The 25,651-nt window shown below is 40.2% G+C and carries 23 protein-coding genes and 2 pseudogenes; 6 read left to right on the top strand and 19 right to left on the bottom strand.

Features of this window, described 5'->3' with window-relative positions:
- Nucleotides 1–101 precede the first annotated feature (101 nt).
- The 4 genes from HMPREF2780_RS04150 to HMPREF2780_RS04135 all read right to left on the bottom strand — a co-directional run bounded on the left by HMPREF2780_RS04150 (nt 102) and on the right by HMPREF2780_RS04135 (nt 3,853).
- Nucleotides 102–821 carry an ABC transporter gene (locus tag HMPREF2780_RS04150; RefSeq protein ID WP_105026214.1) on the bottom strand — a complete coding sequence of 240 codons (720 nt, stop codon included), beginning with the start codon at nt 819–821 and terminating at the stop codon, nt 102–104.
- Nucleotides 814–1,494, bottom strand: coding sequence for an ATP-binding cassette domain-containing protein (locus tag HMPREF2780_RS04145; RefSeq protein ID WP_008808391.1), 681 nt, complete (start codon nt 1,492–1,494; stop codon nt 814–816). The genes HMPREF2780_RS04150 and HMPREF2780_RS04145 overlap by 8 nt, the downstream gene beginning before the upstream one ends.
- Nucleotides 1,495–1,777: 283 nt before the next feature.
- Nucleotides 1,778–3,106, bottom strand: a complete 1,329-nt coding sequence (locus HMPREF2780_RS04140) for a sensor histidine kinase (protein ID WP_053794150.1) — start codon at nt 3,104–3,106, stop codon at nt 1,778–1,780.
- 12 nt (nt 3,107–3,118) lie between these two features.
- Nucleotides 3,119–3,853, bottom strand: coding sequence for a response regulator transcription factor (locus HMPREF2780_RS04135; RefSeq protein WP_105026213.1), 735 nt, complete (start codon nt 3,851–3,853; stop codon nt 3,119–3,121).
- A 673-nt stretch (nt 3,854–4,526) separates the two neighbouring features.
- Here HMPREF2780_RS04135 and HMPREF2780_RS04125 point away from each other — a divergent pair.
- Nucleotides 4,527–4,652, top strand: a pseudogene (locus HMPREF2780_RS04125) (tyrosine-type recombinase/integrase); the annotation flags it as partial.
- A gap of 241 nt (nt 4,653–4,893) precedes the next feature.
- Here HMPREF2780_RS04125 and rpsI read toward each other — a convergent pair.
- From rpsI to rlmB, 5 genes are all read right to left on the bottom strand, one after another.
- Nucleotides 4,894–5,286, bottom strand: coding sequence for a 30S ribosomal protein S9 (gene rpsI, locus HMPREF2780_RS04120; RefSeq protein WP_008808378.1), 393 nt, complete (start codon nt 5,284–5,286; stop codon nt 4,894–4,896).
- Nucleotides 5,287–5,305: 19 nt separating this feature from the next.
- The gene (gene rplM, locus HMPREF2780_RS04115; RefSeq protein ID WP_003026230.1) at nt 5,306–5,752 is read right to left on the bottom strand and encodes a 50S ribosomal protein L13; all 447 of its coding nucleotides are present in this window, start codon (nt 5,750–5,752) and stop codon (nt 5,306–5,308) included.
- Nucleotides 5,753–5,947: 195 nt separating this feature from the next.
- Nucleotides 5,948–6,811 (bottom strand): DegV family protein, encoded by an 864-nt coding sequence (locus tag HMPREF2780_RS04110; protein ID WP_105026212.1) that lies wholly within the window; start codon nt 6,809–6,811, stop codon nt 5,948–5,950.
- A 141-nt stretch (nt 6,812–6,952) separates the two neighbouring features.
- Entirely contained in the window at nt 6,953–7,597 is a 645-nt protein-coding gene (locus HMPREF2780_RS04105; protein ID WP_060553077.1) for a hypothetical protein, read from the bottom strand.
- Complete coding sequence (rlmB, locus tag HMPREF2780_RS04100) at nt 7,597–8,328, bottom strand: 23S rRNA (guanosine(2251)-2'-O)-methyltransferase RlmB (protein ID WP_048774785.1); 732 nt, start codon at nt 8,326–8,328, stop codon at nt 7,597–7,599. The genes HMPREF2780_RS04105 and rlmB overlap by 1 nt, the downstream gene beginning before the upstream one ends.
- Nucleotides 8,329–8,475: 147 nt before the next feature.
- On the opposite strand from rlmB, the gene HMPREF2780_RS04095 reads away from it, so the two are divergent.
- Nucleotides 8,476–9,438 (top strand): aromatic acid exporter family protein, encoded by a 963-nt coding sequence (locus HMPREF2780_RS04095; protein ID WP_105026211.1) that lies wholly within the window; start codon nt 8,476–8,478, stop codon nt 9,436–9,438.
- A 67-nt stretch (nt 9,439–9,505) separates the two neighbouring features.
- Here HMPREF2780_RS04095 and HMPREF2780_RS04090 read toward each other — a convergent pair whose 3' ends face one another.
- From HMPREF2780_RS04090 to pnp, 10 genes are all read right to left on the bottom strand, one after another.
- A complete protein-coding gene (locus tag HMPREF2780_RS04090) occupies nt 9,506–11,353 on the bottom strand; it encodes an APC family permease (protein WP_096754772.1) in 1,848 nt (615 codons plus the stop codon).
- A gap of 354 nt (nt 11,354–11,707) precedes the next feature.
- Nucleotides 11,708–12,838, bottom strand: a complete 1,131-nt coding sequence (locus HMPREF2780_RS04085; protein WP_008808371.1) for an ABC transporter ATP-binding protein — start codon at nt 12,836–12,838, stop codon at nt 11,708–11,710.
- 108 nt (nt 12,839–12,946) lie between these two features.
- Complete coding sequence (locus HMPREF2780_RS04080; protein WP_105026210.1) at nt 12,947–13,822, bottom strand: helix-turn-helix domain-containing protein; 876 nt, start codon at nt 13,820–13,822, stop codon at nt 12,947–12,949.
- The gene (locus HMPREF2780_RS04075; protein WP_061594938.1) at nt 13,809–14,213 is read right to left on the bottom strand and encodes a Mini-ribonuclease 3; all 405 of its coding nucleotides are present in this window, start codon (nt 14,211–14,213) and stop codon (nt 13,809–13,811) included. The genes HMPREF2780_RS04080 and HMPREF2780_RS04075 overlap by 14 nt, the downstream gene beginning before the upstream one ends.
- The gene (cysS, locus tag HMPREF2780_RS04070; RefSeq protein ID WP_105026209.1) at nt 14,206–15,549 is read right to left on the bottom strand and encodes a cysteine--tRNA ligase; all 1,344 of its coding nucleotides are present in this window, start codon (nt 15,547–15,549) and stop codon (nt 14,206–14,208) included. The genes HMPREF2780_RS04075 and cysS overlap by 8 nt, the downstream gene beginning before the upstream one ends.
- 17 nt (nt 15,550–15,566) lie before the next feature.
- On the bottom strand, nt 15,567–16,088 hold the full coding sequence (locus tag HMPREF2780_RS04065; RefSeq protein ID WP_105026208.1) for a dihydrofolate reductase family protein: 522 nt from the start codon (nt 16,086–16,088) through the stop codon (nt 15,567–15,569).
- Nucleotides 16,089–16,096: 8 nt separating this feature from the next.
- Nucleotides 16,097–16,861 carry a nucleoside phosphorylase gene (locus HMPREF2780_RS04060; RefSeq protein ID WP_105026207.1) on the bottom strand — a complete coding sequence of 255 codons (765 nt, stop codon included), beginning with the start codon at nt 16,859–16,861 and terminating at the stop codon, nt 16,097–16,099.
- Nucleotides 16,862–16,874: 13 nt separating this feature from the next.
- Entirely contained in the window at nt 16,875–17,093 is a 219-nt protein-coding gene (locus HMPREF2780_RS04055; RefSeq protein WP_060976207.1) for a YdeI/OmpD-associated family protein, read from the bottom strand.
- A gap of 30 nt (nt 17,094–17,123) precedes the next feature.
- Nucleotides 17,124–17,741 (bottom strand): serine O-acetyltransferase, encoded by a 618-nt coding sequence (gene cysE, locus HMPREF2780_RS04050; protein WP_061596147.1) that lies wholly within the window; start codon nt 17,739–17,741, stop codon nt 17,124–17,126.
- A gap of 86 nt (nt 17,742–17,827) precedes the next feature.
- Nucleotides 17,828–20,026 carry a polyribonucleotide nucleotidyltransferase gene (gene pnp / locus HMPREF2780_RS04045; RefSeq protein ID WP_048774766.1) on the bottom strand — a complete coding sequence of 733 codons (2,199 nt, stop codon included), beginning with the start codon at nt 20,024–20,026 and terminating at the stop codon, nt 17,828–17,830.
- Nucleotides 20,027–20,548: 522 nt separating this feature from the next.
- On the opposite strand from pnp, the pseudogene HMPREF2780_RS04040 reads away from it, so the two are divergent.
- From HMPREF2780_RS04040 to HMPREF2780_RS04025, 4 genes and pseudogenes are all read left to right on the top strand, one after another.
- A pseudogene (locus HMPREF2780_RS04040) lies at nt 20,549–21,909 on the top strand (MFS transporter).
- Between the two features lie 115 nt (nt 21,910–22,024).
- Nucleotides 22,025–23,821: an oligoendopeptidase F gene (gene pepF / locus HMPREF2780_RS04035; RefSeq protein ID WP_048774763.1), complete on the top strand. Its 1,797-nt coding sequence runs from the start codon at nt 22,025–22,027 to the stop codon at nt 23,819–23,821.
- Between the two features lie 217 nt (nt 23,822–24,038).
- Nucleotides 24,039–24,830, top strand: coding sequence for a DUF2785 domain-containing protein (locus tag HMPREF2780_RS04030; protein ID WP_048774761.1), 792 nt, complete (start codon nt 24,039–24,041; stop codon nt 24,828–24,830).
- A 110-nt stretch (nt 24,831–24,940) separates the two neighbouring features.
- On the top strand, nt 24,941–25,609 hold the full coding sequence (locus HMPREF2780_RS04025; protein WP_105026206.1) for an MIP/aquaporin family protein: 669 nt from the start codon (nt 24,941–24,943) through the stop codon (nt 25,607–25,609).
- Nucleotides 25,610–25,651: the final 42 nt, after the last annotated feature.

The raw sequence follows: 25,651 nt of genomic DNA, 5'->3' as shown, positions 1-25,651 counted from the left end.
TTGTCCATTATGATGAAACTGATCTCCCAAAAGTAATTTTAAAGACCAATTCAGAAATTAACAATCTACAACTATAAATACGATTGTCATCTATTTAAAATTTATTTATTCATTTTCAGAGATTTTTTATCTGGTATTAATAAATATAATGGCAGTAAATTAATAACAATTGTGAGTACAAATAGCAATACATCCGTAATTTGAATTTCTTTTGACGTTACTAAAGAATTAACTATCTGACTATAATAATATCCTGGAAATATCTTTTGAATTGTACTTACTGTGTTTACAAAATCACTTTCGACAGCTAGGTGAGAGAAAGGAATAATGGTAATTGAAGCAAGTACAATAATAGGAAAGCTAATAGTATCAATAACTTTAGAATCAATACGAACTCCAATTACAAAACCAATAAAACTAAAGTACATTCCCATAAACATTAATAAAATAAACTGATAGATTAACAAATTGCTAAATGGCAATCTAAAAAATATAGTTGCAACTAAAGTTACTACCGCAAAAATCAATCCGTTCAACAAGACCTGAACTAAACTTTGACTCAAAAGATAATTAACTATGCTATAATTTGAAAAACTTGATTCTAATTTATAAAACTCTATTTCCGAAGAAATCCTTTTACTAAATGTCGCCAAACTGTTCCCAATTACACCGATAAATACCGCAATACTCAATAAGATATTTGGCATCATATCCCCTTGAAGATTATTCAAAATCATATACCATGTAACTGGAATAAATAAAGTAAAAAGAATAAAACGTTTATTTCTCAATACTTGTTTAAATTGAATAAGACTAATCATGTTTTTCCTCCAAATTACTCAAATCTCGATAATATTGTTCAATTGTTTTTCCTGTCTTATGAATTTCAGCGACAGATTCATCCGCTAAAATATATCCATTTTTTAAAATCAACACCCTTGAAAAAAACTGGTCAATCTGATTGAAATCATGAGTTACAATTACAGATGTACAACTACTATCTTTTAATAATTCCCAAAAATTATCTATAGAAGCCAAATCCATACCAGTTGTTGGTTCATCTAAAAAAAGTAATCTAGGGTTATTTAATAATGATAATAATAAGGACAATCTTCTCTGTTGCCCTCCCGATAAATCACCTACTAAGTCTTTTTTCTTATCTGATAGTTCTACCTTAGAAAGCATTGATTCCACTTCAAAGTCCTTTAGTTTATTCATATATGCTTTAAGCAAAACTAGTTCTTTTACTGTCAAATCTTTAATCAAAAGATCATCTTGAGGCATCATTCCAATATCATTCTTAAAATCCAATTGAGTTTTTATAAGTCCACTATCGCTCTTTACTTGTCCAGCAATAATTTTAAATAAAGTGGATTTTCCTGCCCCGTTACATCCAAGCAAAGCTATCTTATCGCCTTCCTTAATAGTAAACGAGATATCCTTAAGCACATTCTTTGATCCAAATTTTTTCTTAATATTATGCAATGAAAACATGACTATCTCCTTTGTTTTGATGACTATAAGATAACATTATTCAACATTAATTTTTATCAATTATCAGAATCGGACCTTACTTTATCAGAAACAGTATTATTACTTTCAATAATATATTCAGTTAGGTAATCTTCATCGAAATTAGGGTTTGGCTCCTCAAAAACAATCCAATCGCTCCCTTATTACCGACTTTATACTTTCAGCAAATAAAAAAGAGGTGTAGCTCATGAATTGGTGGAAAATCTTTGTAAATCACTAAAAAATATAAAAAAACTGCAGATAACTAAATCTGTAGTTTTTTTTGTATTTCTATTGTCTGTCTAAACACATATGAAAAACTTTGAGTTCTAATAGATGCACTAGGATACTTATCTAAAATTTGTGTCACTTTATATAACCCTATCCCTCGTTCTTCACCTTTTGTTGAAAAACCATTTTTAAAAATATTATTCCTATTTACACTTTCCTCCTTTGTCTTATTTTCAACTATAAAATAAAATCTATCATTATGAGAAAAAATAGCAATGTTAATTTCCGGATCTTTTGATAATAATGTTGCTTCTATGGCATTATCTAAAAGAATTGAAATAATTGTAATAAAATCTAGCAATTCAAATGAATATAAATCTTGCCTACCATCCACCTCTATAGCAATTTCAACCCCCTTATTATAAGCCTCAAGTAATTTTGCTGATAAGACACTTTTTAGGGCAGTGTTTTCAATTTTGGAAAGATTAGCAATATCGTATTTTCTATCCGAAAAATCTTTTACGGTTTTTGATAAAACTGTATCATATACATTCTGAATAGATGCTATATCGTTTAACTCAATACCTGATTTTATACTTGTAATAATGTTTATATAGTCATGTCTAAATAATCGTATCTCCTCATATAAAGATTCAATGTGACTACTATATTTTTCTAAGTTCTGAAGTTGGTTATCTTTCTGCTCTTTCAACTCTCTATCAATCTCATCAGTGATCTTAGAATGCAAAAAAATTAGCATAATCAGAAAGTAAATAACGTATATCCCTACTAAATTCTCTCTTAATTTAAGTGCATTTGGAATCACGTCTGTAAAAATAGAAAAAATTTGAAGCAATATAAAATAAAATGCCATTGAAATATCAAATGTTAACAAATAATATTTTAATTGATTTTTAGAAAACCCAATTTGCAAATTTTTAAAGTCGATCTGGATAGTTTTGGTCAAATAATAAAATGTTGGAAATATTAATAGTTCAATTAATAGTGATAATACCGGAAATTTATTTGTAATATTTATTGATACACCAAACATCGGTAATAAATCAAATGCAATAACCCTACTAAATAAACTCTCGACAACCACTGGATACAGACCAAAGAATACAGCTAATGTCCGATTACTAAATTTATTTTTATATAATGAGTAAAATAACCAAAATAATAATGAAGAAAAATATCCTATTGGTGGAACAATATAAAATAATACTCTAAAAATGATTGGTAATAGAAAATAAAGATAAAAACGTACCTTGTCCCCTGTAATTTGTTGATATAGCATTAAGACTACAATAATATGAACAACAAACGTTATTTCTTCAAGCAAAAAATTATTGATATACAAAGTTAAAACCTTTTAAAAATCTAACCTTTCCTTGACTTTCTTTAATTTAGTCTTAGAAACTAAGCAACTTTCTCCATTTTCAAATAGAATTAGCTTATTTTCCTTATCAATCTTACTAATGTTTTCAGGATTTACGACAAACGACTTGTGACATCTGTATAACCTATTATCCGTTTTTTCAATCTCAGAAATTCCAGCATAAAATTCTAATCTTTCATCTATCGTATGCATAATAACCTTATGCACAGTAGGCGATGTTTCAAAATAAAGAATTTTATTAAATGGAACTTGGACACGAGATAGTGATGTTTCGAATTTAAAAGAATCATGAGCAACAGTACTTCCATTTTTTTCCAATGTATATTCAATCGCTGATTTTACTCTTTCATAAAAATGAAGATCACCAAGTGCCTTATCAATAAAATCCAAAGCACTAACTTTATATCTAAATGTTAATGGCATAAACTCAGAATGGGTAGTCACAAAGACAATAGTTGCATTGGGATCGAGCTTTCTAATTTGATAAGCAAGCTCCAATCCTTTTTTCTCTTCATCCTTGATCTCAATATCTAAAAAAAATAACTGATGATCCCCTCTCTCAGTTATCTCTGCTAATAATTGAGATGGCTTTCCAAAAATCTCAAACTTATTAATTTTTAAATTTTCATCTTTTAGCACCTTATAAATAATAGTCTCCATGCGAGACTGTTGTAGTATTTCGTCTTCCAAAACATAAATGTTTAGCATCTCTATTCCCTCTAACTATATATGGGTAGTTATATTATGACAATTTTCTGACCAATTATGACAATACGATATTTCATTTTTAATTTATTTTATCATAATTATAAAACAACAGAATGAGAGGCAAAAGATATTTTCTGTCTAAAAATAATCAAATTGATAATTAAAATCAACAATTTATGTAAAAAATATTCATTAAAATATCAAATATTGCCTAACAAAAAAGCTATTAAAGTATTTAAGGATACAAATAATAGCTTATATTTTATCATAATTCTCTCCCAAAATACAGTGGATACTAAAATAGGTAGAATAAAGAACACTAACACTACTGATTATAAATCAATCATTCTTCTTACCAAGAAAATAAAGTACGAGAAACTCTTTTCTGGCCATTTAGAATTATATGGTGCAATTGATTTAGCAGAAGATCTAGATGTATTAATGAAAGAAATTAACGAATACCTAACTGAGTGGTTAAAATTCACAACTAAAAGCTTATAAGTAACATCAAAATAACAAAAAATTTGACTCCATTAATTAAGATTTCATCTGATAAATGGAGTCTTTTATTATACATAATGGTTTAACCATTTAGTTAGAATTTCAAGGTAATTAGGAACTACGTAAATTATAGTATCGAACCAGTCTGACGAAGATACCCTGAACTGTAGTTTCGCTTGAGGAAATTTCTGAAGCACTCACTCATAGTGATACGATTACAACTAAGACTTATGTCAACACTTCAAACGTAATCCCAATGGCTGTTGGAGAAATTGCCTTTCGTAATCTTAAGAAGTAATGGTGTGAATTTTGCTAAAAATCATCAAAAAAACACTCCATGGTGTGAACCATGAAGTGTTTCGAAACGTTGATATAATCGTATTGATTAACGTTTTGAGGCAACTGACTCTGTCAGTTTGCAGCCACATTTGTAAGCAACTAAAGTCGCAACAACTGTGTCAATTGCACCAATTTAGTATAGAAATATAAAAAAGAACACCAAGAAAGGTGCTCTTTGTAAGTATAGTAATTCTTTCAAATTAACGTTTACTAAATTGTGAAGCTTTACGAGCTTTCTTAAGACCTGGTTTCTTACGTTCTACCATACGAGCATCACGAGTAAGAAGTCCAGCGCGTTTAAGAGAATCGCGGAAGTCTGGGTCTACTTGAAGAAGGGCACGAGCGATACCGTGACGGATAGCTCCTGCTTGTCCTCCATAACCACCACCATTAACGTTTACGAAAACGTCGTATTGACCAGCAGTTGAAGTAACTGCGAATGGTTGGTTGATAACCAAGCGAAGGTCAGCGTGTGGGATGTACTCTTCAACATCTTTTTTGTTTACAGTGATTTTACCAGTTCCTGGAACAAGGCGAACGCGTGCAACAGCGTTTTTACGACGTCCAGTACCTGCATATTGTGCTTGTGACATAGCTTATTTGTTCCTTTCCTTAGATAAGTCCTGAAATATCAAGAACTTCTGGTTGTTGTGCAGCGTGAGTGTGCTCAGCGCCTACAAATACTTTCAATTTCATACCTTGAGCACGGCCAAGAGTATTGTGTGGAAGCATACCTTTAACTGATTTTTCGATCAAACGAACAGCGTTCTTAGAGCGAAGTTCTCCAGCAGTGATAGATTTCAATCCACCTGGGTACATTGAGTGAGTGTAGTAAACTTTATCAGTAGCTTTTTTACCAGTCAATTTAACTTTTTCAGCGTTGATAACGATTACGAAGTCACCAGTATCAGTGTGTGGTGTGAATGTTGGTTTGTTTTTTCCACGAAGTACGCTTGCTACAACAGCAGAAAGGCGTCCAAGAGGTACATCAGTAGCGTCAACTACGTACCATTTGCGTTCAACTTCACCTGGCTTAGCCATGTATGTTGTTTTGTTCATGATTTCTCCTATTTGAATATCGTTTTTGTTTACAGGGCGGATGTTCCGGTCCGCAAGTTATTTGAAAGGTTCCGGGGCCTTACAAATGGGGTAAACAATACCGCCTACTATCATACCAAATTTTTAGGCCAAAAGTCAATATCTTTGCCGGAAATATTTCACTTTTTAGCTTGTTTTCGTTTTCAAGTTTGTTTCTTAATCTCGGTCGTTTTTTGCGAAGCCAAATAAGGCTAAGGTTCCTGGTCCAACGTGGGTTGCAATAACTGGTCCAAGCGGCTCAATCAAGACTTCTTTCACTCGACCATCTGCTAAGAGCTGTTCCTTCAGATTCTCAGCATCCTGATCAGCATCTGCATGAGCAATCACTGCCCGATCATCTGCTATATTTTCTAAAAGCATGCGAACACACTCTGCTTGAGCCTTCTTCTTTCCTCTCACCTTAGCAATTGGTTTCAAGCTCCCATCCGCTTGAACTGCAATAATTGGCTTGATACTAGCCAGACTACCGATCATGGCAGCTGTTTTTGAAATCCTTCCGCCCCGCACCAAGTGATTCAGATCATCCACTAAGAAATAGGTTTGAACTTTTGGTCGCAAAGCTAGTAAAATATCCAAGGTCTCAGCTAGTGATTTACCTTCTGATCGTGCTTCGACAGCCTTCATTACCAGAAGCCCTTCCCCCATAGAAGCAGCCCGACTCTCAAGAATCTCAATCACAGCTTGAGGATAGTCTTCCAAGACTATGTCCCGAGCCATAACTGCACTTTGATAGGTTCCAGATAGCAAGGAAGCAAAAGCTACATACAACAGCGGCGTGCCAGCTTTTGCGTATTCTCTAAAGACATCCTCAAACTGACCTACATTAATTTGGCTGGTAGTTGGTTGACTTCCTGCCTCCATCTTTTCAAGTAAGGTTTTACTGGTTAGTTTGTTTTCCCCTACTGTTTCATAGGTCACTCCATCCAGCTGAATGGTCAAGCCTAGGATTGTAACATCGTGTTCAGCTGCCCATTTTTCAGACAGGTCTGTTGTAGAATCCGTTAAAATTTTAAAGGTCATCTTATTTCTCCATCATTTTTTAGTTCCCACAGAGAGGCTTCTCCATGGACATAAGCGGGTTATTAGTGGTGCTTTGAATGACCACCTTATTGGGGCTAACTATTAAACATTCTTGCTTTTTAGGAAAGTTATTTCGCTCGGTCAATCTAAAACAGGACTGACACCTTGAAAGCCTTTCAAATCAAAAATATATTGAAAATATTCATCTTGTGAATCTTTTAAAATCAGGTTTGCTCTATCATTAAGCAATTCAATACAGGTCCATTCCCCATCTAAACACTCAACATCATATTTTTTATCTTCTAAAAATAAATTTGTTAATTGTCCTTCTGGATATTTATTTTGAAAAGAAACCATCCCAGAGTTGTCACTTCGGTAAGCAAGCACAGGAACTTCAACTTTTTGAGCTCCCATATAAAAGGAACTCATACACCTCTTTTCAGCAAGGTACTCATATTTTCCTTTTACATAATTCACAATCTCTTTATTTAAAATTGTAGAAAAATTGAGAATGCTGATGAAATCCGCCTTATCAATGGATAAGGTTTCGACCTCAATTAGGTATTTCAAAGCACCATTTACCTGACTTCCTTGACCGTATAAATCCGTGCAATTCAAGGAATATTGGGTCAATAAATCCTCTAAGGGATACTGATCTGCTTCCTCAGTGATTTCAAAGCAAAAGCAATAATTATCTTCTCCTTTATTATGATAGATATCATAAATAATCGGTTCAAACTTTTCTGTTTGATATTTTTCTAACTCATAACTTCCAAGCACTTGCATTAGCCCACCCGATTTCTAAAGACTTCATACATGAGAATAGCTGCTGCGACGCTGGCATTGAGGCTTTGGACATGGCCATTCATGGGAATCGTCAGCATTTCGTCCACCTGCTTCTTGATGTTGCTGGAAATACCCTTGCCTTCATTGCCAATGATGAGGGCTAGCTTGCCTGCCGTATTCCATTTATGGGAAGGCGTCCCCTGCATATCTGTACCGAAAATCCAGAAACCAGCTTCCTTGAGCTTGTCCAGAGTCTGGCTGAGATTGGTCACACGAGCAATAGGAATATGCTCAATGGCACCCGTTGAGGTCTTAGCCACAACTGGTGTCACACCGACTGCCCGGTGCTTGGGAATGATGACTCCAGCCACATTGGTTGCGTCAGCCGTCCTCAAGATAGAGCCAAAATTGTGCGGGTCAGTCAGCCCGTCCAAAATCAATAAGAGAGGATTGTCTTCCTGCTCTGCTTTTTTCAAGAGTACCTCAAAGTCAGTATAGGCGAACTCAGCCACTCGCAGAACAAAGCCCTGGTGAACGGCTCCGTCAGTCATTTCCTGCAAGGTCTTCTTGGGCGTCCAGGAGATCGAAACCTTTTTTTCTGCAGCTAAATCTTTGATTTTATCGACCTTTTTACCACGCAGATCGTCTTGAATGTAGAGTTTATTTCCAGTGTTGGCAGCGAGCGCTTCTGTCACCGCATGCACACCGTAGACAATATCGTTTTTTTCCATGTTTTCAGTATAACATAAATGCCTCCTAAATTGCGACAGCTTTTATTGAACAAAACAAGAAATCCGAATTGAAGGAATCATCCTAACCAACTTTATACTCTAGTCATGATATAATAAAGCGACTCTAGAAAAAGAAAGTTGACTCATATGTCCCTTCTCCACCGAACGATCAAACTGATGCTCGCCACTTGCCTAGCGGCTTGGCTAGCAAAAACTTTAGGATTAGCTTATTCAGTCTCTGCTGGTATTATTGCTCTTTTGAGTGTTAGCGATACACGCCGGAGTACAGCTAGACTAGCCAGAGACCGCTTTTTATCGACCATATTGGCTCTGGCTATTGGAAGCTTAGCCTTTCGCTTTCTAGGCTTTAATCTCGGAGCATGGGCCCTCTATATCGCAATCTACGTTCCGCTAGCTTTTCAACTTGGATGGGAAATTGGCATTACCCCCAGCACTGTCCTGGTCTCTCATCTGCTCTTAGAAAAATCCACCTCTTGGCTACTTCTTGGTAATGAGCTTGCTCTATTTCTCATTGGAACTGGCTTTGCTCTTTTAGCCAATCTCTACATGCCCTCGCGTCAAGAGGAGATTGACAACTATTACGAACAAGTGGAAGAGCAACTAAAAAAGATTCTCCTTCGTTTTGAATACTTTTTAAAATCAGGGGACGGCCGAAACGAAGCGACCCTAATAAAAGAGCTTGATACCACTCTAGAACAGGCCTTACAGTTGGTCTATCTGGACCACTCTAACCACCTCTTTCATCAAACCAACTACCATATTCACTATTTTGAAATGCGAAGAGCACAGAATCGCATCTTGCTGGATATGGCTGGTAATATCAATACTTGTCGCCTAGCGGCTAGTGAAAGCTTCATATTGGCTAAACTCTTTTTAAAAACAGCCAAACAGTTAAGTCAAGAAAATCCAGGCCATGATTTGCTGGATGAAATCGAGGAATATCTGGCTGTCTTTCGAAAACGGCCACTTCCTAAGACTCGCCAGGAATTTGAAACACGCGCTATGCTCCTTCAGCTCCTGCGGGACTTGGAGACCTTTATTGAGTTAAAGGTTGATTTTTATAGAAATTATCAAGAAAAAAGAAACTAACTCTTTCTACACAAAATACAGAAGGAACCAAAACAATTTGGTTCCTTTTTTACATTAAGAAAGTAGTTTATTCTTTTAAGTGATAAGAATAGCTTGCGACTACAACATCTTCGTACCACTTTAGATAATATTTCAGTTTTAAACTCATTTGATTATGAAGGATATTTTGCCAGCTCTTTTTCGGGATAAACTGAGGAACCAAGACTGTCACTGTCCTTCCTTCTTTTTTAGCCCGCTTTGCTACCTTGATCACGTACTGAACTGTTGGAGTAATGATATTGCGGTAGCTAGTCGTAACAGTCTCAAATCGAATATCAGGGAAGTAGTCAGCAAATTCCTCTGCGACTTCAGCATCCTTTTTAGCAGTTTCAGTTGTTGAGACGTGCATTGCGACGACATCGTCGCCAATACTGCGAGCATAGCTCATTGCTCCAACACTAACTCTGGTAACATTTCCGACTAGTACAATTACTGTATTGCCTGTGTAATTCTGACGCTCGATATGTTCTTCTAATCTCAGCTGTCTTGCGACCCTGTTGTAGTGCTGTTTAATAGCTAAGAACAGCCAGGTCAGGACAATGATAATTGGAAAGAAAGGCCAAATATCTCGCAGACGGAATAAAAGTAAAATAAGAACAATCCCGTAACAAATAACAGCACCAAGGATATTCGCAATTGAATGCTTCAAGAAATCTTTTCCAAACTTTTTCTTCCAATGGACAACCATACCAGTTTGAGAGAGGGCGAAGGGCACAAATACACCAATGGTATACAGTGGGATCAAACGCTCTGTATTCCCCTTAAAAATCCACAAGAGAGCAATGGCACCAAAGGCTAATGTAAAAATCCCATTAGAATAGCTTAGGCGGTCCCCCTTTTCCATGTACATATGTGGCATATATTTATTTTTAGCCATATTATAAGAGAGTACAGGAAAAGCCGAGAAACCTGTGTTGGCTGCAACTGCCAAAATCAAAGCTGTTGACAATTGAAAAATATAGAATAAGATACGACCAAGTGGAGAACTTCCCAAAATTGCCTGAGCCATCTGTGCCAAGGTAGTTACACCTTTGACAGGCACGATTCCAATCCAATAGTTTAAGAAAGTGATTCCTGCAAACATGATCCCTAGGATTAAAGCCATGATTGATAGGGTTGTTGCAGCATTGTGAGCCTTTGGCTTCTTGAAAAAGGGAACTGAATTAGATATGGCTTCCACTCCAGTCAAGGAAGCTGAACCACTAGTAAATGCTCGGAGCAACAAGATCAAACTTACTCCAGTAATAGAAGTGCCAATATGAGCAGTTGCATGATATTCCAAGTTTCCTGTCATGATTTGCACAAATCCAAAAGCAATCAACAGCAAAGTACTTAAAATAAAAAGATAGACAGGGATCATTAAGGAAGTCGCTGATTCTTTTAGCCCTCGTAAATTCATTAGCATCAATAAGAGGACTAACAAGACCGAGATGTGTAAGTTGTAAGGATGTAAGACAGGAATAGCTGAGGTAATGGCATCCGCTCCAGAAGCAACTGAAACAGCTACAGTCAACATATAGTCTACCAGTAAACTTCCACCCGCAATTAAGCCTGCTGTTGGAGAAAGATTTTCTGTCGTTACCATATAAGCTCCTCCTCCTTGAGGGTAAGCATGGATAACCTGACGATAAGAAATGGTTAAACTTGCTAGTAAAACTAATACAACAATTCCTATAGGAAGTGACCACCAAATCGCTCCGACAGACACAGAAGTTAAGACCAGAACTACCTGCTCTGGTCCATAAGCGATGGAAGATAAGGCGTCACTAGAGAGCATAGCCAAGGCCTGTAGTTTTGTCAATAAATGACCATCCTCTCCTTCTTTACCGGATTTTAATGGACGTCCAATAAAAAATCCTTTTAACTTGGAAAACATAAGTTCCTCCTCAATTAAAAAATAAGGGCTATTCTACTCTTTTTCAGAAAACATGTCAACAGTTTTCTGAAATTTTTTCTATTTTTAAGTAACCTCTTCTTGTTCAACGATGTGAGCTAGTAGCAATTAGAAGGTTGTGAAAAAGGCTCTCTCATCCTATCCCTAAGGATAAAAAGCGAATAATTCAAGCTCATATTCTCCAAAGTTCATCAGCCATCACATATAGGGAGGGCCTCCTCAACTATGATTCCTTTGGGCCTATCAAGTATGGATTGATAAGTCTTAATAGAAAAAAACGAGCATGGATGTCCAAGCTCGTTTTTGATAACTAAATTTTCTTCATTTTAGAAAATATTAATAAACTGTCTTTTCAGTTTCTTTATCGAAGAAGTGCGCCTTGTTCAAGTCAAATCCAAGATCGATTCCTGCACCTGTTTGCAAGTAATCGCGAGCATCTACTTTTGCGATAAATTCGTTTTTACCAACTTGGCAGTACAAGTGAGATTCTGAACCAAGCAACTCTGATACAGAGATTGTTGCGTGTACTACTGAGTCAGGGAAAGTTTCAAGGAAAGCAGGTTCTGTATTGATATCTTCTGGACGGATACCAAAAATCAATTCTTTACCTTCGTAGCCTTTTTCTTTCAGAACTTTCAAGATCCCTTCTGGCACTTTCAATCTCACACCTTCAGTAACAATCTCGTTGCCTTCAAGCTTCACATTGATGAAGTTCATAGCTGGGCTTCCGATAAAGCCAGCAACGAATTTATTGACAGGGTGTTTGTAAAGTTCTTGTGGTGTACCAACTTGCTCTACGCGACCAATTGTACCAGTTCCTGATGGATTCTTAGTTGCTGACATGATAACGATACGGTCAGCCAAAGTCATCGCTTCTGTTTGGTCGTGTGTTACGTAGATAGTTGTTGCTCCGATACGACGGTGGATTTTAGCGATTTCAGCACGCATGGATACACGAAGTTTTGCATCCAAGTTTGACAAAGGCTCGTCCATCAAGAATACTTTTGCATCACGGACAATAGCACGTCCCATGGCAACACGTTGACGTTGACCACCTGAAAGGTCAGCTGGTTTACGGTCCAAGAATTCTTTCAATCCAAGAATTTCAGCAGCTTCTTGAACACGTTTGTCGATATCATCTTTGCTGTATTTACGCAATTTCAAACCAAAGGCCATGTTGTCGTATACAGTCATATGAGGATATAGGGCATAGTTTTGGAAAACCATGGCAATATCACGGTCTTTTGGTGCCACATCGTTAACCACTCGACCATCGATTGAACATTCACCTTCTGTGATGTCTTCAAGTCCAGCAATCATACGAAGAGTTGTAGATTTACCACATCCTGAAGGTCCTACAAATACGATAAATTCTTTGTCTTGAATTTCCAAGTTGAAATCTTCAACAGAATAGTGTTCACTATTTGGATATTTCTTGTAAATATTTTTTAGGTTTAATTCTACCATAATAGGCTCCTTTTAAATTTATACTCTTATTATATTTGAAAGCGTTTTACAATGCTATGGCAAACTGCCTAAAATAAAAAAAATGTTTTGTGCAGCCTGCACAAAACATCAAAATAAATCTTTCAAAATGATATGGTAACAGAGTGATAAATCCGTCAACTCTTTTAACTGCAAGCCTGTCAACTCCTCCCACTTATCCAAGCGATATTGAAGAGTATTCCGGTGAATATAAAGTTGCTGAGCTGCCTTGGTCACAACTGCTCCATTTTCCCACAAGGCTAAGATAATCTCGGTTAATTGCTCTTGTCCTTCTATAAGCTGATGCAGTTTCTTCTTCAGAGGAAGAAGAGTGTCTTTAGCCTCGTCTAAGCCCCATAAAAAGAGCTGTGAGAAAGGTAAAACCAAAGACTGCTGATAACGATTCAACCATTGAGTGAAGAGGCTGTTCTCAGCTTGATAGAGTTGTGGCAACTCGTCTTTCACCGATCTGGGCCAGACTTGTCCAATCAAAACAGCCAAACGCAGGTTAAAGTCATATTCAACAGCTGATAAGACATCCCTCAGCAAATCTTTAACAGCCAACTGCTGACCTTGATCAAGAACAAAAATATAGTCTTGCGGGCTGGTCTGAAAATAAGCGACTTTATTGGTCAAAAGAGTTCGCATCATGTCTAGCCAGGATGAAATAGATTCTGCCTCATAATGGAAAAGGTGACAATGAATGAACTGTAGCGCCTCAACCTCATGGGGGAGCGTCTCTTCGGACTCAGACACTAAATACCTATGCCAGGGATTTTGTGAAAAAACGGACTCTTTTTCTGTCAGCAGAGCAAGCAGTTGCTGTTCTCGATCTGTTAAATCTTCTGTCGCCAAAACTAGCCAATGTTGCCGATCAAGACGAAGCGAGACTTTCTGGCTATCTTGACTGGGTTTATCTTGTAGACTAGCCTTTGGAAACAAAGCCAGCAATTCATTTGATTTCATGAGTAGCTTCCTCCACTCGTTTGATGCACCAGTCAATTAATCCTTCCAAGCGTTCGATTTCTTCCGTCATATGCAGGTAGCCCATGACCGCTTCAAATCCTGTAGACATACGGTAGGTAACAATATCCGCATTCTTAGCCTTGGTGTGGCTGTTGGCATTGCGGCCACGTTTGTAGATATCCTCTTCCTTCTCCGTCAGAATTCCTTCTTCTAGCATGAGAGAGATGAGATTAGCCTGAGCCTTGGCAGAAACGTACTTGGTCGCTTCCCTATGCAGCTGATTGGGCTTGGTCAAACCTTGAAAAATCAAGTGACGCCGGATATACATGGAGTAGACAGCATCTCCCTCAAAGGCGAGGGCAATGCCGTTAATCAGGTTGACATCAGTCACGTGTCCACCTCACTCCGTCCTTAGTATCCAAAAGCTTGATTCCCTGAGCGGCCAATTCATCCCGAATACGGTCTGCAGTTGCAAAGTCTCGATTAGCCCGCGCTTCTTGGCGTTCCTCAATCAAGCGCTCAATGTCCGCGTCCAAGACTTCCTCTACAAAGACGATACCAAAAACTTCTAAGAGCTCGGCAAAGGCTGCCTTGACTTCAGCGGTGTAATTGCCAGAATTGATCCACTTGGCTAGCTCGAAGACAACTGTGATACCATTGGCTGCATTGAAATCTTCGTCCATAGCAGCAGTGAATTTATCCAGAAAGGCCTGAAGCTGATCAGAATCTGCCTGACCCGTGAAAGGTTGCTCATAGGTATTCTTCAAATACTTGAGATTGGTCGCTGCATCATGAACAGCTTTTTCCGTGAAATTAATCGGCTTGCGGTAATGCTGGGTAGCAAAGAAGAAACGCAGCACCTGTCCATCAATGGTCTTGAGGGCATCATGAACAGTGATAAAATTGCCTAAAGATTTAGACATCTTAACATCGTCAATGTTGACAAAGCCATTATGCATCCAGTAGTTGGCAAAAGTCTGACCAGTCTTGGCCTCTGACTGGGCGATTTCATTGGTATGGTGAGGAAACTCTAGGTCTGCTCCTCCACCGTGGATATCAATAGTATCGCCCAAGATCTCCGTCGACATAACCGAACACTCAATGTGCCAGCCCGGACGACCTGCTCCCCAAGGGCTGTCCCAAGAAATCTCACCTGGCTTAGCTGCCTTCCAGAGAGCAAAGTCCACTGGATTTTCCTTACGAGCAGTCTCCTCATCTGTCCGACCAGAAGCACCCAACTCCAAGTCTGCCAAAGTTTTGTTGGCTAGTTTGGCATAATTGTGAGACTTTTCCACGCGGAAGTAGACATCGCCCTCTGACTCATAGGCGTAGCCTTTGTCAACCAAGTCCTCAACAAAACGGATGATGTCAGCCATAAACTCCACCACCCGCGGATGACGAGTCGCAGGTTTTACACCCAGAGCTGAGACATCCTCGCGAAAAGCTGCGATATACTTATCAGCCACTTCTTTTGGTGTGATGCCTTCTTCCTTGGCGCGATGGATAATCTTATCATCTACATCTGTAAAGTTGGAAATGTAGGCAACTTCGTAGCCCCGATACTCAAAATAGCGACGAACTGTGTCAAAAGCTACTGTTGAGCGGGCATTGCCGACATGGATATAGTTATAAACCGTCGGACCGCAGACATACATGCGAACCTTGCCCTCTTCAATGGGCACAAATTCACGTAGGCTGCGGGTCATGGTGTCGTAAATTTTAATCATGCGGTCCACTCCCTTCTCTATTTCTGACTTTTTCGGCTGAAAACCAGCTCTGCAAAAGGGCCAAATTGTCTGAGGCTATCCAGTTGGTAAAAGCGCTGCCCTTCCTCTTGGGTAAAGAGGGGAACCCCCTTTCCTAGGATAAGGGGCGCTATCTGAATAATGAGGTGGTCGAAAAGATCCGCATCCAAGAGCGGTCCTACCAAGGAATTACCACCAATCACAAAGATATTTTTGCCTTTGTCAATCTGGTGAACAAAGTCCACCACATCCCCAGCTACTGGCTGGTAATTGCTGACAGGCAGGTGCCTATCATGCGTAAAGACATAGTTTTCCGTAGCTTGATAAAAACTTTCTACATCTTGCAAATCTTGGATTTCATCAAAGGTCCGCTTGCCCATGATGGTGATATCCATTTGCCTGTAAAAGTCATCATAGCCTGTATCCTCTACAGAACCAAGCTGATGCAGCCAGTCTATCCTGTGCTGGCTGTCTGCCAAGTAGCCATCCATGGTGATACAGCCGTAAAAATATACTGCCATTCTTGTAGTTACCTTTCTAGTTCCTTTGCTATTGTCAAAGCGATAGTGAAAAAAGTCATGGCATCAGCTGTCCGCTCTTCATGGCGGACATCCCAGGTTCGGTTATGATGATCCACATAGTCAGCTGTGTAGAAGAACTGATAGACTTTACTCTTGCGAAATTGACTCCAAGCCATGATAGCCGAAGCTTCCATGTCCACCACTTTGGCTCCAGCAGCCAAGCGACGCTTGACCTTATCAGGCGTTTCCCGATAAAAGGCATCGGTCGTCCAAGACTTGGTGCGGATATGCTCGATATTGTGCTTGTCAAAGATGGCTTCCAGCTCGATCAGCAGAGACTCGTCATAGGCTACTTCATCACCCGGTGGGGCATAGTGATAGCTAGTCCCTTCATCTCGCAAAGCAGCAGCTGGCAGGATGATCTTATCCGCCTCAATTGAGTGGTCCAAAACGCCACAGGAAGCTAGAATGATGAAATTCGTGAAGCCTCTGGCCGCTAACTCCTCCAGTTGGCCAACTATCATGGGAGCCCCAATTGGAGACAACATAACTGCTAGCTTGCTAGGTCCTTGGCCATAAATATACCATGGATGCTGGCCGTTTATGCTTTTCAAATAGCCTCCCTGATAGACTTCCTCTGACTCAACCAAACGTTTCAGAATTTCGCCATTAAAGGACAGGATGATGGTTTCGCATACCTCACCCTTGTCATGGACTGGCTTTTCAGTTGGCTCAATAACCGCTGCTACATCTTCAAATTCCTCTAATAGCATAACTTCTCTTTCTTTAAGGCTCCAGCAAATCCGCCTTCATTTTATTTAGACGGCGCAGTTTGGTCTCATCTTTTTTGGCTTCACTGATATAATGAGCCCATTCTTGCTGGTGGCTAGGTGGCAGTTTAATAAAGCGCTCCTTAGCAAGACCATCCAAGTGTTCTTGTAACTCAAGGACTGCCTGGTTCAAAATTGCATCTGATAAATCTGACATGTCGGTTCCTCCTGTCATACTCCACTTCGATAACTTTGCTACCCTTTCCTAGAGACTTGACGAATGGTGGCTGGCTTCACGGGCATGCTCTAACTTGTCTAGATAGTATTCCCGTTTCTCCTCTACTTCGTGAATGGTTGGCTCATCTTTCTCACCGTGGACACGGACAATTTTAGCTGGAACTCCGACCACCGTCACATCACTAGGCACATCAGATACAACCACTGCACCCGCCCCAACTTTGGCTTTCTCTCCAATTTCAATAGGGCCAATCACCTGAGCGTGGGCCGAAATCAGCGCCCCTTTTCGGACAGTCGGATGACGTTTGCCCGTATCTTTTCCTGTACCACCTAAGGTAACACCGTGGTATAGCATAGCCCCCTTCTCCACAACAGCTGTCTCTCCAATCACTAGGCCACTGCCATGGTCAATAAAGACACCTGATTCAATCTGGGCTCCAGGGTGAATCTCTATCTGAGTCCAAAAGCGCCAGAATTGACTGTGCATTCTTGCTAATAGCTTGAACCCACGCCTCCACAAAAAATGAGAAAGACGATGAGCTGCCAAGGCTTTAATCCCTGGATAAGTCAAGAGGACTTCCAGAGAATTTCGAGCTGCTGGATCATTTTCTTTTACAATATCAATGGTTTCTTTCCACCACCCCATCTTCTTCTCCTTTCATGATGTAAAAAACAAGGGAGCTGGCCCAAGAATTGCAACGCAACTGAGCCCTACTACTCCTTGTTTGTCTTTTATTCTTCTGTTTGAGCAAGAGGTGCTTCTTCATGTTTCTTATGAGGATGCCCCTTACCATGATGCTTATCATGGTGCTTGTCTGATTTTTCAGGTTTAGGCGGACGTGGCAAAAGTGCTTTCATGGAAGCATCTACCCGACCTTTGGCATCAATCTTGATAACCTTAACATCCACTTCATCACCGATTTGTACAACATCTTCGACGTTGTTGGTCCGAGTCCAAGCTAACTCTGAGATGTGAACCAGTGCATCCGTCTTGTCAAAGAGATTGACAAAGGCACCGAATTTCTCAATCCGAACAACCTTGGCATGGTAAACTTCATCCACTTTTGCTTCGCGGACCAAGCCAGCAATGATTTCCTTAGCACGATTGATCGCGTCTTGGTCGCTGGAGTAGATGGATACATTTCCTTCTTCATCAATGTCAATCTTAACACCAGTCTCAGCGATAATCTTATCAATGGTTTCACCGCCTTTACCGATGACAATCTTAATCTTGTCCACATCAATCTTGATAGTGTCGATTTTCGGAGCAGTTGGAGCCAACTCAGGACGTGGAGCTGGAATTGTCGCTTCAATCAAGTCCAGAATTTCAAAGCGGGCTTTCTTAGCCTGAGCAAGAGCTTCTGTCAGGATTTCCGCTGTAATTCCTTCAATCTTGATATCCATTTGGAGAGCGGTAATCCCGTCACGAGTACCAGCCACCTTAAAGTCCATATCACCAAAATGGTCTTCCAAACCTTGAATGTCCGTCAGAACCGTGTAGTTGCTGCCATCTGAAATCAAGCCCATAGCAATACCAGCAACCGGAGCCTTAATCGGCACACCACCAGCCATCAGAGCCAAAGTGCCTGCACAGATAGAGGCTTGGGAGGAAGAACCGTTTGATTCCAAGACTTCTGCTACCAGACGGATAGCATAAGGAAACTCTTCCAAGCTAGGCAAGACTTGCTCCAAGGCACGTTCCCCAAGAGCACCGTGTCCGATTTCACGACGACCAGGAGCACCATAACGGCCTGTCTCTCCGACAGAATATTGCGGGAAATTATAGTGGTGCATGAAGCGTTTCTTGTATTCTGGATCCAAACCGTCAACGATTTGCGTTTCGCCCATTGGTGCTAGAGTCAGAACAGACAAGGCTTGGGTTTGCCCACGAGTAAAGAGACCAGAACCATGCACGCGCGGCAGATAATCTACTTCCGCATCCAGCGGACGGATTTCATCAACCTTACGACCGTCAGGACGGACCTTATCTTCGGTAATCAAACGGCGCACTTCAGCATGCTCCATTTGCTCCAAGATTTCAGCCACATCACGCATGATACGGTCGAATTCTTCGTGGTCTGCGTATTTCTCTTCATAAACTGCTGTGACTTGGTCTTTGACAGCCTGAGTCGCTGCTTCACGCGCCAGCTTTTCTTCTACCTGAACAGCCTTTTGCAAGTCGCTGTTATAGGCTGCGATAATCTCTGCCTGCAACTCTTCATCAACGTGCAGCAATTCTACTTCTGCTTTTTCCTTGCCGACTGCTGCGACAATTTCTTCTTGGAAGGCAATCAATTCTTTGACCGCTTGGTGCCCTTTGAGAAGAGCTTCCAGCATGATATCTTCAGACAGTTCCTTAGCTCCAGATTCTACCATATTGATAGCCTCTTTGGTACCAGCCACCGTCAATTCCAAAAGTGAAACTTCCTTTTGTTCCTTGCTAGGATTTATGATGAATTCACCATCTACATAGCCAACCTGAACTCCTGCGATAGGGCCATTAAAAGGAATATCTGAGATAGAAAGAGCCAGAGAGCTACCGAACATAGCAGCCATTTGAGGCGAAGCATCTTCGTCATAAGAAAGAACTGTATTGATAACCTGAACTTCATTGCGGAAACCTTCTGCAAACATGGGACGAATCGGGCGGTCAATCAAGCGGGCAGTCAAAGTCGCATCTGTTGACGGACGGCCTTCGCGCTTGTTAAAACCACCAGGATATTTCCCAGCCGCATACATTTTTTCCTCATAGTTGACCTGCAACGGGAAAAAGTCACCAGTAGCCATCTTTTTGGACATGGTTGCCGCAGTTAAAACGGTACTTTCTCCATATCGAACAACGGCGCTGCCATTTGCCTGCTTTGCAACCTGTCCGGTTTCAACTACCAGCTCACGGCCTGCAAAAACGGTTTTAAAAACTTGTTTTGTCATAAAGACTCCTTGCCGAGCACATGCTCAATTTTTTTCATACGCCTTGGCTACAAAGATCAAGATACTAAGACCGTCAAACGCAAAGTAAAAATAGGAAAGTGACGAAGTCTTCGATGAAGACAAGACAGTTTATCTTTTTTACACAGGTTTTAGGGCGTATTCAGTTCATCAAGATATTAAACCCTTAGGCAACTCATAGGAGGTGTTCAGTTAGCACTGTGACTTTAATATCATGGTCTTAGTAGCTTATTATATCCTCATCTTTGTATCAAGCACGTATAGACCTTATTTTACCACAATTTCAGGCAAAAGAAAAAGACTGAAAATGGCTTTTTTACTATAAAAGCACTGAAAATCTATTTTTCTTTTCTATAGCTGATTATAGTTAGCTATTGGAATTCGTTTTTCCCCTTTCGATTTGTCAAACAAGATGGCGGTAAAGCCACTATTCACTTTTCAAAGTGAACTTCTTGCTTTATAATAAATACAGTGATTCATTTCAAACATGTAAAGGAGACTATCGTGCCAAATCATCAAACAGTTGAAAAGAAAGATTTTTTCTCGCTCCTTGCGACAGCCTTAGTCTGCTTTGCAGGCATCTTATCTGAAACCAGTATGAATGTAACCTTCCCGCATCTAAGTAAGGTCTTTGGGTTAGGATTGGGAACACTGCAATGGATTACGACAGGGTATTTGTTAGCAGTGGCTATTACAATTACTTTAGGAGCGACCCTAGCCCACAATTGGAAAGAGAGAACCATCCTCTTTACCGCTTTGGCCAACTTTTGCGTGGGAACTCTGATTGCCATGTTGGCTTCAAGCTTTCCCATCTTGATGGTAGGGAGAATCCTGCAAGGAGGAGCTACTGGATTAGCTATCCCTTTGCTCTTTAACTTAATTGTTGAGCGTGTTCCTAAGCAAAAAATTGGAACCTACATGGGCTTGTCTGGGATGGTGGTCAGCCTAGCACCAGCAATTGGGCCGACTTACGGTGGTTTTATGATTAGTCGTTTTGACTGGCATATGATTTATACCTTTATTCTTCCTGTCCCAATCATTTCCTTTATTCTTGGCTTTTTCTTTCTAAGAAATTCAGAGAAGTCTAGGAAACGCGCCTTTGATCTTCTCTCATTTTTCCTCTTAGCAAGCTCACTCGTCTTTGCATTGTAGCTATCTCTAGCTTAGAAGAAGGACATATCGATTGGCTCTATCTTGTTCTCTGCGTAGTGCCATTATCTTGCTTTATCTTTCGGAGCTTGAAGATTGAACATCCATTCTTAGATATTCGTATCTTAAAGCAACTAACAGTCTTATTGGCTATTTTACCCTTCTTCATTTTCCAGTTTATCAACCTATCAGCTAATTTTCTGATTCCCAACTTCCTAGTCATAGAAAAAGACATTTCAACAGCTCAGGCAGGCTTCGCACTGCTTCCAGGAACCATGCTCGGAGCCTTCCTCTCTCCTGTCTTTGGCAAACTCTATGATAGAAATGGTCCGAAACCAACCCTTTTTACAGGAAATTCTCTTCTTTTCCTTGCTGTATTCTTGCTCCTTATCTTCACAAAAGAACTCACCTTAACAGCTGTTATTGCGATTTATATTTGCTTTACCTTGGGTCGAAACATGGCCTTTAATAACACACTTGCCCTAGCAACGACTCAAGTTGATAAAGAAAAAACTGCAGATACGACTGCGCTCTTTCAGCTGGCCCAGACCTTTGCGGGCGCTATAGGTACTGCAGTCACAGCTGTCATCGCTAATCAAGCTCCCAATATGACAAAAGGAACTCAAAACGTCTTCACTCTTTTATTGGGCCTGGTTATCTTCGTCTTCTTGTCTTATCTACTGCTTTTTAAAAAGATTGCTGCAAAGAAACATTGACTTTTATCCTTGACCTGATAAACATCTAAAAAATACTGACTTATCCTTCTCCTCCAAAGACATTTTGGGGGATTTTTTGCTATACTATTTCTATATATGACAAAAGGAGTATACTATGGAACAAAAACATCGTTCTGAATTTCCGGAAAATGAACTCTGGGACCTAACAGCCCTTTACCAAGACCAAGAGGACTTCCTGCGGGCCATCGAAAAGGCCAGAGAGGATATCAAAAAATTCGTCCGTGATTACCAAGGCAAGCTCAGCACTTTCGAAGATTTTGAGCGAGCATTTGCTGAGTTAGAGCAGATTTATATCCAAATCAGCCATATCGGCAACTACGGCTTCATGCCACAGACCACTGACTTCGGTGATGAGAGCTTTGCGCAGATTGCCCAAGCAGCTATGGAGTTTGAGACAGAGGCCAATGTCGCACTCAGCTTCTTTGACGACGCCCTAGTCGGTGCGGATGAAGCTGTATTAGAAAAACTGGGCCAAGAGCCCCATCTGACTTCAGCTATCCGCCAGGCTAAAATCAAAAAAGCCCACTATCTGGGAGCGGATGTCGAAAAAGCCTTGACTAATCTGGGCGAAGTCTTCCACAGTCCACAGGATATTTACACTAAGATGCGGGCTGGCGACTTTGCTATGGATGACTTCGAAGTGGATGGCAAAGTTTACAAAAATAGCTTTGTCACCTATGAGAATTTCTACCAAAACCATGAAAACGCAGAAATTCGCGAAAAATCTTTCCGCTCTTTCTCTGAAGGCCTTCGTAAGCACCAAAATGCTGCTGCAGCTGCCTATCTGGCTCAGGTCAAGTCTGAAAAACTACTGGCTGACATGAAGGGCTATGACTCTGTCTTTGACTACTTACTGGCAGAACAAGAAGTTGATCGCTCTATGTTTGACCGGCAGATTGACTTGATCATGAGCGAATTTGCCCCAGTAGCTCAAAAATACCTCAGGCATGTCGCTAAGGTAAACGGACTTGAAAAAATGACTTTTGCCGACTGGAAGCTAGACTTAGACAGCGAGCTCAATCCCGAAGTCAGTATTGATGATGCCTATGACCTTGTCATGAAGTCAGTCGAACCACTCCGACAAGAGTATTGTCAAGAAGTTGCCCGCTACAAGGAAGAACGCTGGGTTGACTTTGCCGCCAATGCTGGAAAGGACTCTGGAGGCTATGCTGCTGATCCTTATCGGGTTCACCCTTATGTCCTCATGAGCTGGACTGGTCGCATGAGTGATGTCTATACTCTGATTCACGAAATTGGCCACTCTGGTCAGTTTATCTTCTCTGACAATCACCAAAGCTATTTCAACGCCCATATGTCCACCTACTACGTGGAAGCACCGTCTACCTTTAATGAGCTCTTGCTCAGTGACTATCTAGAACGCCAGTTTGATAATCCTCGTCAGAAACGCTTTGCCCTGGCGCACCGTCTGACGGATACCTACTTCCACAACTTCATCACCCACTTGCTAGAAGCTGCCTTCCAACGCAAGGTCTATACTTTGATTGAAGAAGGCGGAACTTTCGGTGCAAGCAAACTCAACGCTATCATGAAAGAAGTCTTGACAGAATTCTGGGGCGATGCCGTTGAAATCGACGACGATGCTGCCTTAACTTGGATGCGCCAAGCCCACTACTACATGGGACTCTACAGCTATACTTACTCCGCAGGTCTGGTCATCTCTACTGCAGGCTACCTACATCTGAAAAATGACGAAAATGGTGCACGTGACTGGCTTGAACTGCTCAAATCTGGCGGCAGCAAGACTCCGCTTGAGTCAGCTATGATTATCGGAGCAGATATTTCCACAGATAAACCACTCCGCGATACCATCCAGTTCTTGTCTGACACAGTTGATCAGATTATTGCCTACAGCGAGGAGTTGGGGGAATAGATGAAGAGTAGGCTCGCTATATCATAATGCTTTTCGGCTATTAATCATTCTTGAAATTGGCTTATCTATAGCCATTCTCAAGAAGGCCGTTGAAGTTCGTGATGTTAGAACTGAACTTGCTATTTAGTTACTACTGAAAAAATTTGATGTTTAAATAATATAAAGTCATCTACGGATGGCTTTTTGATAAGTTACTAGAAATGTAGAGGTGCTAAGGATGTATCAAGAATTACAAAGAAAAGTGACAGAAGAAAGACCAAGCTATAGCCAAGAAGAAATCCAGTGGTTACTGAAGCATTTGGGAGATCCCTCGTCAGAAATTCGCGATGACCTCGTTTTTATAAGCTTGGCTAGAGGGATTCAAGAAGAACTATTTACAGAGAAACAATTCCATTTCATTGCTGGGGAAATTTTATCTGATGGAGGACTAGAGAAAGAGATTGATAAGATAGGGTTGCCAACGCTTGAACGTTCTTTTAGGGCACTTATTTATGCAAATCTCCTGTCTGCAGATGCCAATCAACAATCGATTTTTTATCAGGAATTAAAAGGAGAAATTCGCAATATCATTTTAAATCAAGGCTTGCACTATCTTTCAAAAGAAAAGGATACAACAGGTTTTTCAAGTCAATATGGTTGGATTCACGCTTTTGCGCATGGTGCTGATCTCTTGACAGAGGTAGTTTGTCATCCAGAATTTCCTAAAAACAGAGTTCATGAAGGAATTGACATTCTTGACCAACTATTTAAAAGAATTTCAATTCGTTTTACAAACGATGAGGATTGGCGTTTAGCAAGAGTGCTTTATGAACCCATTTTACAAGGAAAGTTAGAGCAAAAACAAGTAGTTTCTTGGATAAAAGCTATTGATTTTCCGTTAGAAGAAACTGAAGATTTTTATAAATTTTCCAACTTCAGATCCTGTCTGTTGGAAGTTTATGTTCAACTTGATCAGAGAAACATTTTACAAAACGAGTTAAGAAAAACTATTCAATCTTTTCAATGCTAAGGATAAGCTGGTCGTTTTATGATTTTCAAAAAGATTTCAAGTCACTTTTCTTGAATCCGGTTGCTTCTTTTGATAGACTAGTGCATAGTTTTAGAAAAAGGAGATGAAAAATGAAAAAGTTTTTTGCTGAATTAATCGGTACATTTTTGCTTGTGTTTGTAGGAACAGGCGCAGTTGTTTTTGGTAATGGCGTAGAGGGCCTTGGTCATCTTGGAATTGCCCTTGCCTTTGGTTTGTCAATCGTTGCTGCTGCTTACTCTATCGGCACGATTTCCGGAGCTCACCTTAATCCTGCAGTATCTATTGCTATGTTTGCAAACAAGCGTTTGTCGTCTAAGGATCTTGTCAACTACATCCTTGCACAAGTTCTTGGGGCTTTTATTGCTTCAGCGACAGTATACTTCCTCTTGGCTAACTCAGGTATGCCAACTGCCAGCCTAGGTGAAAATGCCTTGGCAAATGGTGTAACTATCTTTGGTGGCTTCTTATTTGAAGTTATTGCAACCTTCTTGTTTGTCTTGGTTATCATGACCGTGACTTCTTCAAGCAAGGGCAACAGCTCAATCGCTGGCCTCGTAATTGCCTTGACTTTGGTAGTGATGATCTTGGTTGGTCTCAATATCACAGGCCTTTCAGTTAACCCAGCTCGTAGCTTGGCACCAGCTCTTCTTGTAGGTGGTGTAGCCTTGCAACAAGTTTGGATCTTCATCTTAGCACCAATTGTTGGTGGCCTTCTTGCAGCAGTAGTTGCCAAAAACCTTCTTGGAACAGAAGAATAATTGAAAATAAAAAGAGCCTTGCTCCTTATCTTGAGGAACAGG

The sequence above is a fragment of the Streptococcus sp. HMSC062B01 genome, assembly GCF_001811085.1.
Classification (GTDB): Bacteria; Bacillota; Bacilli; order Lactobacillales; family Streptococcaceae; genus Streptococcus; species Streptococcus gordonii.
The sequence above is the reverse complement of the archived record's forward strand: the minus strand, read 5'-3'. Positions and strand labels throughout refer to the sequence as shown.

Coding starts and splice junctions, on each gene's coding strand:
- HMPREF2780_RS04025 (WP_105026206.1), top strand. CDS start 24,941: ATGAAAAAGTTTTTTGCTGAATTAATCGGTACATTTTTGCTTGTGTTT.
- HMPREF2780_RS04095 (WP_105026211.1), top strand. CDS start 8,476: ATGTCCCTTCTCCACCGAACGATCAAACTGATGCTCGCCACTTGCCTA.
- pnp (WP_048774766.1), bottom strand. CDS start 20,026: ATGACAAAACAAGTTTTTAAAACCGTTTTTGCAGGCCGTGAGCTGGTA.
- HMPREF2780_RS04030 (WP_048774761.1), top strand. CDS start 24,039: ATGTATCAAGAATTACAAAGAAAAGTGACAGAAGAAAGACCAAGCTAT.
- pepF (WP_048774763.1), top strand. CDS start 22,025: ATGGAACAAAAACATCGTTCTGAATTTCCGGAAAATGAACTCTGGGAC.
- HMPREF2780_RS04055 (WP_060976207.1), bottom strand. CDS start 17,093: ATGACAGGAGGAACCGACATGTCAGATTTATCAGATGCAATTTTGAAC.
- rpsI (WP_008808378.1), bottom strand. CDS start 5,286: ATGTCACAAGCACAATATGCAGGTACTGGACGTCGTAAAAACGCTGTT.
- HMPREF2780_RS04080 (WP_105026210.1), bottom strand. CDS start 13,822: ATGAAATCAAATGAATTGCTGGCTTTGTTTCCAAAGGCTAGTCTACAA.
- HMPREF2780_RS04090 (WP_096754772.1), bottom strand. CDS start 11,353: ATGTTTTCCAAGTTAAAAGGATTTTTTATTGGACGTCCATTAAAATCC.
- HMPREF2780_RS04105 (WP_060553077.1), bottom strand. CDS start 7,597: ATGCAAGTGCTTGGAAGTTATGAGTTAGAAAAATATCAAACAGAAAAG.
- HMPREF2780_RS04145 (WP_008808391.1), bottom strand. CDS start 1,494: ATGTTTTCATTGCATAATATTAAGAAAAAATTTGGATCAAAGAATGTG.
- HMPREF2780_RS04065 (WP_105026208.1), bottom strand. CDS start 16,088: ATGGCAGTATATTTTTACGGCTGTATCACCATGGATGGCTACTTGGCA.
- HMPREF2780_RS04060 (WP_105026207.1), bottom strand. CDS start 16,861: ATGCTATTAGAGGAATTTGAAGATGTAGCAGCGGTTATTGAGCCAACT.
- rlmB (WP_048774785.1), bottom strand. CDS start 8,328: ATGGAAAAAAACGATATTGTCTACGGTGTGCATGCGGTGACAGAAGCG.
- HMPREF2780_RS04150 (WP_105026214.1), bottom strand. CDS start 821: ATGATTAGTCTTATTCAATTTAAACAAGTATTGAGAAATAAACGTTTT.
- cysE (WP_061596147.1), bottom strand. CDS start 17,741: ATGGGGTGGTGGAAAGAAACCATTGATATTGTAAAAGAAAATGATCCA.
- cysS (WP_105026209.1), bottom strand. CDS start 15,549: ATGATTAAAATTTACGACACCATGACCCGCAGCCTACGTGAATTTGTG.
- HMPREF2780_RS04085 (WP_008808371.1), bottom strand. CDS start 12,838: ATGGTAGAATTAAACCTAAAAAATATTTACAAGAAATATCCAAATAGT.
- HMPREF2780_RS04135 (WP_105026213.1), bottom strand. CDS start 3,853: ATGCTAAACATTTATGTTTTGGAAGACGAAATACTACAACAGTCTCGC.
- rplM (WP_003026230.1), bottom strand. CDS start 5,752: ATGAACAAAACAACATACATGGCTAAGCCAGGTGAAGTTGAACGCAAA.
- HMPREF2780_RS04110 (WP_105026212.1), bottom strand. CDS start 6,811: ATGACCTTTAAAATTTTAACGGATTCTACAACAGACCTGTCTGAAAAA.